This window comes from Microcoleus sp. Pol14D4, from assembly GCF_036701245.1.
GTDB lineage: Bacteria > Cyanobacteriota > Cyanobacteriia > Cyanobacteriales > Microcoleaceae > Microcoleus.
On sequence record NZ_JAUBQM010000140.1, the window covers coordinates 1 to 7,183 of the forward strand.

Annotated in this window: 4 protein-coding genes and 1 other RNA gene; 3 read left to right on the top strand and 2 right to left on the bottom strand. The window is 46.6% G+C overall.

From position 1 onward, the window contains the following. Nucleotides 1–930 precede the first annotated feature (930 nt). Nucleotides 931–1,284 carry a hypothetical protein gene (locus QUA33_RS27035; RefSeq protein WP_333152705.1) on the top strand — a complete coding sequence of 118 codons (354 nt, stop codon included), beginning with the start codon at nt 931–933 and terminating at the stop codon, nt 1,282–1,284. Between the two features lie 296 nt (nt 1,285–1,580). Here the strand turns inward: QUA33_RS27035 and ssrS are convergent. Then, nucleotides 1,581–1,767: non-coding RNA, 6S RNA (gene ssrS, locus QUA33_RS27040), on the bottom strand. 50 nt (nt 1,768–1,817) lie between these two features. Further along, nucleotides 1,818–3,080, bottom strand: a complete 1,263-nt coding sequence (locus tag QUA33_RS27045; RefSeq protein ID WP_333152707.1) for a 5-(carboxyamino)imidazole ribonucleotide synthase — start codon at nt 3,078–3,080, stop codon at nt 1,818–1,820. Nucleotides 3,081–3,418: 338 nt separating this feature from the next. Between QUA33_RS27045 and purD the strand changes: the two genes are divergently transcribed. Next, the gene (purD, locus tag QUA33_RS27050) at nt 3,419–4,699 is read left to right on the top strand and encodes a phosphoribosylamine--glycine ligase (RefSeq protein WP_333152709.1); all 1,281 of its coding nucleotides are present in this window, start codon (nt 3,419–3,421) and stop codon (nt 4,697–4,699) included. Nucleotides 4,700–4,869: 170 nt separating this feature from the next. Then, on the top strand, nt 4,870–7,035 hold the full coding sequence (locus QUA33_RS27055; RefSeq protein WP_333100946.1) for an ATP-binding protein: 2,166 nt from the start codon (nt 4,870–4,872) through the stop codon (nt 7,033–7,035). Nucleotides 7,036–7,183 lie beyond the last annotated feature (148 nt).

Below are 7,183 nucleotides of genomic sequence, written 5' to 3' on the forward strand. Positions count from 1 at the left end.
TATTCCCGAACCTGCCTCCGCTGGCTGACTCCTCTTTTAACTATGGGGTCTTTTTTTCGACCAAAATACGGCTTTTGTCCTGACAATCTCCCACCCATTGGTAGAAGAACTCTGTGGTTCAACATGATGATACGCCTTACTTCGTCGAGTATAGGTAAGGCACATTTCATGGGTGTCAACTTTGCTTTAAGGATGTGATCGTCCTGAACCAGGCGTTCTTCTTCAACCTTTACCACGGGATATTAAGAAAAATTAAGCAAAGATCGCGCTCACTCTTCCTAGGGTTAAGTAAGTCTGTGAGAAAAAGAGACTGGCGATGTCTGAGGGGTTAAACCCCTCAGACATCGCCGTCCTGAACAGGCAAAATGATAGTGTAATGAGAAACCATATTAAATAATCAGCGTTGCTGAAAGACTAATGGTTATGGCGGTAAAATAGCAATAAGTAGAGTGGACGGAGGTTAATCCCGATAAAGTGTCCGGCGTTGCGACTCAAGCGAGATATAGAACCTATTTGGGGTCTTGGATGAGGAGCTAGAATTAGTCATAAATGGCATATTCCAGCGACCTAACCGACGAGGAGTGGGAAATCATTGAGCCACTCTTACCTCAAAAAAAGTAAACGACACCGCCTCGGTGGACTTGCGCCTCAAATCTTGAACGGCATCCTCTACCAACTGAAGGACGGTTGCAACTGGGGTGACCTGCCCTGTCTACCTGCCACCCTACTGCACAGTATTTTGGCACTACAAGCAGTGGCACTCAGACGGCGTGTTAGTAGAGCAGATTCGAGATACTTTGTACGCCCAAGCGAACACAGGTCAAAAAAAACCAACATGGACAATGTTGCTAATCATCGACTCACAAGCGGTGAAAAACACCTGTAATGCTGGAGTTGAATCCAAAGGGTTTTGCTTTTACAAAGCTACCAATGGCATCAAGCGTCATTTGGCAGTGGATAGCCTGGGATTCCCGTTCTTCATTCATTGCAGTGCTTGCTAATGTGTCCGATGACCAGGGATTGATTGAGATGCTAGCAGCCAACATTAATTACTTCAAGGATAGACCTGAGGACTTGCCCCAACTAACGATTTTGCTGCACCACGGGTATCATCCCACCGTGCTAAGTGGGGCGTTAGAGCAGATTTATCCTCAAATCATGACTAAAATTCAGTTTGAAGTGGCTCCGAAGCCGACCAAAGCCCAAAAGCAGCAGCAAGGGCAGACGGGATTTGTCGTCATTCCGACTCGTTGGGTCATTGAGCGGTCAAATGCGTGGGTATAACAGTGTAAGAATTTCGAGGGGACGCTGGAGAATGTCACGGCTAAGCTCAACGTGTGTTTCATTCGGCTCATGCTCAAACGCTTAGCAAAGAAACGGTTGGCAATAGCAAATGAATAGATCCCAAATAGGTTCTATAGACATTCGCCAGTCTCACAGCGATCGCACTTTTTGATGTACCTAGTCTAAACTCGAATCTCAACTAATCGTACGTAAAATCCAAGTATGAGTAAAGGCGTTTACTCAAAAAAAATAGGCTAGCCATATTTCACAGCGCCTATCTCAATCCAAATTTTAATAGCTCCCCGCAACGCCGTCTTACCTCAGCTTTTGACCTGGTATTTTACCAGGTGGGTACCGTTGGCTCGGACTTAAAGTTTCTGGGTACAAGCCCAGTTTACTGCTGTCCAAACATCTTGATTCCCGAGAGTTAAGAGTTATAGATCAAAAAAACATTATTGGCAGTCACCAACGTCGCAGTAGAACCTCTATTTAATATATACCAACTAACCAGATTTTGGCAAGCTTCGAGCAATTTAACTTGCATACCAGATAGATTCAACGCTTTGAGCGATCGCCTGTGCTTGCGATCGCCCCTGAGCCACTAACTCCGCGTCGAGCACAACTGTAACGTGACCGAGTTTGCGGCCGGGACGCGATTCTTTCTTACCATACCAGTGGACAAAAGCACCGCTAATTTGTGCCAGTTGTTTTCTTTTTGCTAAATAATCGGACTGGGCAGACTCGTAGCCCAGCAAATTTACCATGACAGCGCCTGCACATTTTAAATCGGAATTCCCTAAAGGCAGTTGACAAACTGCGCGCAAATGCTGTTCAAATTGTGAAGTTTCGCAGGCATCAATGGTAAAATGTCCCGAGTTGTGGGTGCGGGGTGCAATTTCATTGACTAACAGCTTATTATCGGCGGTTAAAAATAATTCAATGCCGAATACGCCGACAGCTTCTAAGCTGTTGAGGAGAGTGCGGGCGATCGCACCCGCTTCAGTTTTCACATCTAAACTAATATCAGCAGGTGCAATCACCAGGCGACAAACTTGATTTTGCTGCTGAGTTTCTATGATCGGATAAATCGCAATTTCGCCAGTTGCCGATCGAGCTGCAATCACTGCCAACTCGCGATCGAACGGCACAAACTCTTCCACTAGCAAAGACTGACCTTGAAGTTTAGCACGAATTGACTCAAAACTCCCCCGATCCTTAACAATAAAAGTACCTTGGCCGTCATAACCGTGGCGGCGAACTTTGACAACAAAGGGAAAGTCGATCGATTCAGCATCCGAGTCTCCTGCAATCTGCACGCTGTCAGAAACAGAAATTGCCGGAAAGTCGATCGCCACCGCCTTAAACAATTCCGGGGGCAAATCCGCGCTGCAATCCCATTCCCAAAACCTCGGAGTTGGCAAACCTAAACCTTGTAAATAACAGCGTTGAACGTACTTATCCAACAAAGGAGAAAGCGACGACAAACTCGGCTGAAATAACACACCTTGCTCTTCTAGCGGCCGCAAACCATCCAAATCCACAAACTCATTTTCAAAAGTAATAACATCGCAGCCAGCAGCCAATTGAGCCGTAGCCAAAACATCATCAACAGCAGCCAAAACAGCACCAGCAGCAACCGAAACTGCTGGATCGGTAGCATGGGGAGTTTGCACTACCAATTCAATACCTAGCGCCCTAGCAGCATCCCCCATCATCGAAGCTAGCTGGCCGCCGCCGACAACGCCCACCCGCTTAAATTTGGCAGACGAACTCGCAGCAGTTTGATTTGATTTCATGTGAGTAAAATTACGCAAAGTCAACCTGCCTATCTTATCGCTATTTGACCCTGGCTCAATTACAGTAATTGAAGACTTAAAAGCCAAAAAATAGTTTTAATTGCAGGATTAAATCGAGGCAGACCCCAGAAAAATTGGGCAGCTAAAGTCTTTAATTATTGCACACTCCCAGCCATTGAGAAACAGCCGTCGAACCCCACCCCTCCAGAAAAGTTCCACATCTAGCAATTCCCTAGCGCCAACCATGGCATAATTGACAGCACTGCAAAAAGCAGATAGACAGATGCCAACACTGAAAATCAGACATTCAGGGAACAAAATTTATAGGTGAGGATACTGTGAAAGTTTTAGTTGTGGGAAACGGAGGTCGCGAACACGCGATCGCAAAAAAACTGCTAGAATCTACGCGGATTAAACAAGTATTCTGCGTACCGGGCAACGGCGGCACAGCTACAACCAAAGGCTGTCAAAATCTGTCGCTCAACATCGACGACTTCCAAGGCATCGAACGCTTTGTGATGGTCAACAACATCGGATTAGTCATCGTCGGCCCCGAATTGCCGCTATCGCTAGGCATCGCCGACTATTTCCAACAGCGAAAAATGATGATTTTCGGCCCCACCAAAGCCGGAGCCCAAATTGAATCCAGCAAATCTTGGGCCAAAGAATTGATGCTCGAAGCAGGCATCCCAACACCGAAAGCTGCCGTATTTACAGACGCAGAAGCAGCCAAAGCATACGTTCTGGAACAAGGAACCCCAATAGTTATCAAAGCAGACGGACTCGCATCAGGCAAAGGAGTCACCGTTGCCACCACCGTCAAAATGGCTCACAGCGCTATCAACACCATTTTCCGAGGCGAATTCGGCACCGACAACATCCGAGTCGTCGTCGAAGAATTCTTAACAGGTCAAGAAGTCTCGATTCTCGCCCTCACCGACGGCATCACAGTGGAACCGTTGTTGCCGGCCCAAGACCACAAAGCAATCGGCGAAGGCGACAAGGGAGCCAACACCGGCGGTATGGGAGCCTACGCCCCAGCGCCCATTGTCACCCCGGAACTTATGGAAAGAATTCAAGAAGAAATTCTCGAACCCACCCTCGCAGCACTGCAAAAACGCAAAATCGACTACCGGGGTGTACTCTACGCAGGTTTAATGATTACCCCCGACGGAGAACCCAAAGTCTTAGAATTCAACTGCCGTTTCGGAGATCCCGAAACTCAAGCGGTTTTGTCACTGCTGGAAACTCCTTTGGAAGATTTGGTGCTGGCGTGCTGTCAGCAGCGTCTCGGTGAATATTCTATTCGCTGGAAGTCGGGGGCCTCTGTCTGCGTAGTTTTGGCTTCTGGGGGCTATCCTGGAAGTTATCAAAAAGGCCACGTTATTACAGGTATAGAGGAAGCTGAAGCCAAAGGAGCAGAAGTGTTTCACGCCGGCACCCAGTTAAAGCAGCAACAGTTAGTGAGCGACGGCGGCCGGGTTTTAGGTGTAACTGCGACGGGAGAAACTTTGGAACAAGCTATTTCCAAGGCTTATACAGCAGTTGATTGCATCCAATTTGAAGGCGTCTACTGCCGCCGGGACATCGGCCGCCGAGCCCTGGGTGATGAAAATTAGGAATTGCGACATCTGCCGCCATCCGAAAGCCAAGCAATCTCAATGTAGAAATGTAACAATGAAATTTGGTATCTATGCGATGGCGGTAGCGGACAAGTCGCAGCAAAAAATTCGATCGGGACCCAACTGAATTGATCTTGCTTTTAATATTGAACGGGTGAAGTGGTGAAATGCTGGCCATACTAAACAAAATCGGAGAAATTATTGCCCGCTGGTGGTCGGATTTTACCCTCCAGACCCGCCTGATGGCCGCTGCTACCCTCGTAGTGTCGTTAATTATGAGCGGCCTGACATTCTGGGCGGTGAATACTATCCAGCAAGATGCCCGACTTAACGATACTCGCTACGGCCGCGACCTCGGCCTGCTATTGGCGGCAAATGTGGCGCCACTGATTGCCAAAAACGATCGCTCCGAAGTCGCTCGCTTTTCCCGCCAATTTTACAGCAGCACTTCTAGCGTCCGCTATATGCTTTACGCCGACGAAGCGGGGGATATTTTCCTGGGGATACCCTTTTCAGAATCCGAGGTGGAAACTTCCCTGACGCTGCGCCGCCAGATCAAACTTCCGGATAATTTTATCACCGATATTGAGGCGAGAAATTTAACTTCTTTGCCTTTGGTGCGGCAGCATTTGACGCCAGATGGAGAAGTTACCGATGTATTTGTGCCGTTAATTCATGAAGACAAATATTTGGGAGTTTTGGCGATCGGCATTAACCCAAATCCCGCAGCAGTTATCTCTTCAAATCTGACTAGGGATGTCACTTTAGCAGTATTTGTAACAATTTGGGTGATGGTAATTTTGGGGGCTGTATTTAATGCCCTGACAATTACTCAGCCGATCAAACAATTAGTTTTTGGGGTCAAAAACATTGCCAGCGGGAATTTTAAGCAACGAGTTGACCTGCCTTTAGGGGGAGAATTGGGCGAGTTGATAGGCAGTTTTAATGAAATGGCCCAGAAACTCGAAAGCTATGAAGAACAAAATATTGAAGAGCTGACAGCGGAAAAAGCTAAGTTAGAAACTTTGGTTTCAACGATTGCTGATGGCGCGCTTTTATTAGACGCAAATTTGCAGGTGATTTTAGTTAATCCGACGGGGATGCGGATTTTTGGATGGGAAGGTAAAAATGCGCTCGGAGTAAATGTTCTAAATATTTTGCCTGCGGAAGTGCAGCAGGAGTTGGCTAGACCGTTGCAGGAAATAGCTGCAGGCGATCGCGACGGCGGCGAATTTCGCATCTCAATGAGCGAACCAGTTAACCGTACAATTCGGATTGTTTTAACTACTGTCATTCTGCACAAAGCGCCTGGTGCCGAACCGCTGTGCAGAAGCTGCATCCGCCATGAAGAAGATACCTGTACCGAGCCACAACGCCCGGTAGCTGTAGAGTGTACTTTCTACGAGCAAACCTCCAAGCATCAAGGTTCCGGAAATTACCGAGAAAGTCTCAAAGGCATTGCAATGACAGTGCAGGACATTACTCGCGAAGTAGAACTCAATGAGGCTAAAAGCAATTTTATCAGCAATGTTTCTCACGAATTGAGAACACCTTTATTTAATATCAAATCTTTTATCGAGACTCTCCACGAGTACGGAGAAGACCTTCTAGAAAGTGAGCGCAGGGAATTCCTAGAAATTGCCAATCGAGAAACCGATCGACTAACTCGTTTAGTTAACGACGTGTTAGACTTGTCGCGACTGGAATCCTGCCGAGTTTATCACTTGGAAGCTGTTGACCTCCCGCAAGCAGTCGAACAAACCCTGCGGACTTATCAGTTAAATGCTAAGGATAAAGGCATTGAATTAGAGCAAGAAGTTGACCCGTATTTGCCGCCTGCTTTAGGTCATTACGATTTGTTACTGCAAGTATTTGCAAATTTAGTAGGAAATGCCTTAAAATTTACTCAGTCCGGCGGCAAGGTGGCAATTCGAGCGTATTTGCTAGAACCGGAGGCGTCAACCCACAAAGACGGTCAATCCGTTAACCAAAACTTGTCACCGGATGCCAAACATTTTCCGGTAGTGCGGATCGAAATTTCTGATACTGGAATTGGCATAGATCCTGAAGACCAACAAGCAATCTTCGATCGCTTTTTCCGGGTAGAAAACCGAGTACACACTTTAGAAGGAACGGGATTAGGTCTTTCTATTGTCAGAAACATTATTGACAAGCACCACACTAAAATTAATTTAGTTAGCGAAGTTAATGTGGGTACGACTTTCTGGTTCGATTTGGCAGTTTACCAGCCCAAACAAACAGTAGAGATGGAAAATTCTTGGCCAGTGGAAGCAACTGTGGAGAGTGAAACAATTGCAAGTCATATTAAATGATCCCATTTCATTAACCGTAAAACGCAATCAATTTTAAACGCCCAACTTCTTTAAGAAGTCCGGTATATGACTAAGCTGTTGCACATTTAAACTGTGATACAAGCATTGCCCTTATTTTTGATTTTGCGACCCCATTTAATTATTAATT